This is a genomic window from Desulfovibrio sp. (assembly GCF_019424165.1).
In the GTDB taxonomy this organism is placed as follows: domain Bacteria; phylum Desulfobacterota; class Desulfovibrionia; order Desulfovibrionales; family Desulfovibrionaceae; genus Desulfovibrio.
On the sequence record NZ_JAHZAA010000015.1, the window covers coordinates 8,083 to 11,118 of the forward strand.

3 protein-coding genes are annotated in these 3,036 nt (G+C 58.4%); 1 reads left to right on the forward strand and 2 read right to left on the reverse strand.

Annotated features, from left to right (window positions below):
* On the reverse strand, positions 1-1,242 hold a 1,242-nt coding region (locus tag QZ377_RS07110; RefSeq protein ID WP_291440477.1), incomplete at its 3' end, for a DEAD/DEAH box helicase family protein.
* Positions 1,243-1,300: 58 nt separating this feature from the next.
* On the opposite strand from QZ377_RS07110, the gene QZ377_RS07115 reads away from it, so the two are divergent.
* Positions 1,301-1,795, forward strand: a complete 495-nt coding sequence (locus tag QZ377_RS07115; RefSeq protein ID WP_291440478.1) for a hypothetical protein — start codon at positions 1,301-1,303, stop codon at positions 1,793-1,795.
* Here QZ377_RS07115 and aat read toward each other — a convergent pair.
* Positions 1,756-2,550, reverse strand: coding sequence for a leucyl/phenylalanyl-tRNA--protein transferase (gene aat, locus QZ377_RS07120; RefSeq protein ID WP_291440479.1), 795 nt, complete (start codon positions 2,548-2,550; stop codon positions 1,756-1,758). The two genes, QZ377_RS07115 and aat, sit on opposite strands and share 40 nt — an antisense overlap.
* Positions 2,551-3,036: the final 486 nt, after the last annotated feature.

Genomic DNA, 3,036 nt, shown 5'->3' on the forward strand with positions numbered 1-3,036 from the left:
CTCGGCCACGATGCCCTGTGCCTGATCCAGCTCGTATTGTCCGGGCGTGGCCGACACATACACCACCTGATTGAGCAGCGCCGTAAACTCGTTGAATTGCAGCGGCCTGTTATCCAGAGCCGAAGGAAGGCGAAAGCCGTAGTCAACCAGAGTCTGCTTGCGCGAACGGTCGCCCTTGTACATACCCCCCACCTGCGGAATGGTGATATGCGATTCGTCCACAAAGAGAAGAAAATCTTCAGGAAAATAGTTGAGCAGGCAGGAAGGCGGCTCGCCCGCCACACGGCCGTCCAGATGACGGGTGTAGTTTTCAATGCCGTTGCAGTAGCCAAGCTCTTCGATCATTTCAAGATCAAGCTGTGTGCGCTGCTCAAGGCGCTGAGCCTCCACCAGCTTGCCCTGCTGCCTGAACAGGGTCAGCCGTTCGGCCAGTTCATCACGGATGTCGCCGGCGGCGCGCTTGAGATTGTCCTGCGCGGATACGAAGTGGCTGGCCGGGTAGATAACGGTTTTGCTCACATCCGCCAGAACCTCGCCCGTAAGCGGATCTATTTCGCGCATGGAGTCAATATCGTCGCCAAAAAACTCCAGCCGCAGAGCACGCTCGTGATGATAGGCCGGGATAATTTCAAGGGCATCGCCGCGCACGCGGAACGTACCGCGGTGAAAGTCATAGTCATTACGCTCGTAATGCACTTCCACCAGGCGCGTGATGAGCCTGTCCATGGAAAAATGCTGGCCCACTTCAACAGGAACGACCATCTTGGCGTAATATTCCGGCGAACCAAGGCCATAGATGCATGAAACAGAGGCCACAATGATCACATCTCGCCTGGTCAGCAGGGCATGCGTGGCGGCATGGCGCAGTTTGTCTATGTTGTCGTTGATGGAAGAGTCTTTTTCAATATAGGTATCCGATGCAGGCACATAGGCTTCAGGCTGGTAATAGTCGTAATAGCTGACGAAATACTCTACGGCGTTATGGGGAAAAAGCTCGCGAAACTCGCCGTACAACTGGGCCGCCAGGGTTTTGTTGGGCGCAAGCACCAGCGCCGGGCGGTTGCAGCGGGCAATGACATTGGCCATGCTGAACGTTTTACCCGAACCGGTAACGCCCAGCAGCACCTGAGCGGGTACTCCGGCCTGAAGGTTGGCCACCAGCTCATTGATGGCCCCGGGCTGATCGCCCGTCGGCGTATAGGAGGTCTCCAGGCTGAACGGGGTGGTTAACTTGTCTTCCATCATATTCCGTTTTGGGGTAAGAGGGTGTGAAATAATACACTAAACAACGGGAAGTGCTATGGAAACAATCCTTGTACCCACGCAGTTCGACCTGCCGCTGGACAGAATTTACATTGTGGCCGCAACCCTCAAGACCTTCAAGGGGCGCCGCCACGTTGACGTGCAGATTTTCCGGCCCGGCGCCGGAGACGACGAACTGGAAGCCATACGGGGTCTTGGCCTGGTAGCCCCCGCCGACCCGTCCATTCCGCCGGAAGTACTTCAGGGCGCCACAGAGGATGCCGCCCTGCGCTGCATTCTTGAAGCATTTACCACTGAAGAAAGCCGCGCCCTGCTGGCATACCTTGAAGAACGCTACGCCGAACATATTGAAAAAGTTACTGTCTGTCCTATGGACATTCCTGTTCCCCTGGGCGTAGCCCCGCTGGCGGGCATTCCCGAAGACAAGACCACCGGCTTCATCCGCTTTGACGCCGTGCGCGACTACAACCTGCCCTTCGCGGCCCACGGATACTATGATCTGAGCGCCCACGAACCGCTGGATAAGGAATAGTCGTAGCGTTCACGCCAGGCTTGCCAGATGGCGCCGCAAGGGGCTGTCGGCTCCACGTCCACGGCTGTGGAGCCGGAAAAATGACCCGTAACAGGGTCGCGCTGATCCGAAGTTTCGGCTAGATGTTCGGGCGCAAGTGCCTGATCCAGTTTTTGCACAAAAAGCTCACGCGGCAGCAGAACCCCGCCCATCTTCATGATGTGCGGGGTTTCCTGCTGGCAGTCCAGCAAGGTGACGCCACGCAGGCGCAGCAGGGCCACAAGACCCGCCAGAGCCGCACGTGAAGCCTCGGGCAGCACATGAAACATCGACTCGCCAAAAAACGCCCGCCCAAGCCCCACTCCGTACAGCCCGCCGACCAGTTCGCCCTCATACCATGCCTCCACACTATGGGCATAGCCCATGTGGTGCAGACATTCGTAGGCTTCGGCCATTTCGGGCAGTATCCAGGTTCCCCCGCCCTCATGACGCGGCGCGGCGCAGGCGTGGATAACTTCGCTGAAGGCCGCGTTGAACGTCAGTTCAAAAGGGTTGTTGCGCAAATGACGAGCGCTGCGCCTGGGCAGGTGAAACGCATCCAGCGGCAGCACACAGCGCGGATCAGGCGACCACCAGAGTATGGGCAGGCCAGCCTCATACCAGGGAAAAATGCCCCTGCTGTAAGCCGCCAGAAGCCGTTCGGGGTGCAGGTCACCGCCAAAGCAGAGCAGGCCGTCCTTGCGCGCAGCCTCCAGCGGTGGAAACTGGGCGGCCATGGCCGTGTAAATCCTCAATGGACGCCCCCTTGCGGTAACTTTGCCCTGCTTTGCATAAACAGCGCCCTCGCCGCCTTGTTCCGGTTACGGCGGTGAAGCGCTTTCCGCTTTTCGCCGCCTGTGTCAGCCCCGGGCAGGCTGCCCTTGAGACAGTGCTGTGCCTGAAAGGCACTGCCGCCGCCCCCCCCGTCTCAAGCCCGAAGAGTTGCCGTAACTGATTGAAGCGGGGATAAAGGTATCAAGGAGTGAGGACGTGGGGAGTGCCCCTTTTACAAAAGGGACACTCCCACAAAACATCCCAAAGTGAAAAACCCTAGTCTGTTTTGCCGGATTTCTTTGCAGGCTTGCCTTTGGCCGATGCTGAACCGGTGGCTGAACCACTTGCCGCAACACCTGGCGTTCTGCCTTTGCCGGAGGCTTTTTTCTTGCCGCCTACAGTGGCGTTCTTTGCACCCGCCGGGGCGGACGTTTTGGCCTTGCCCTTCA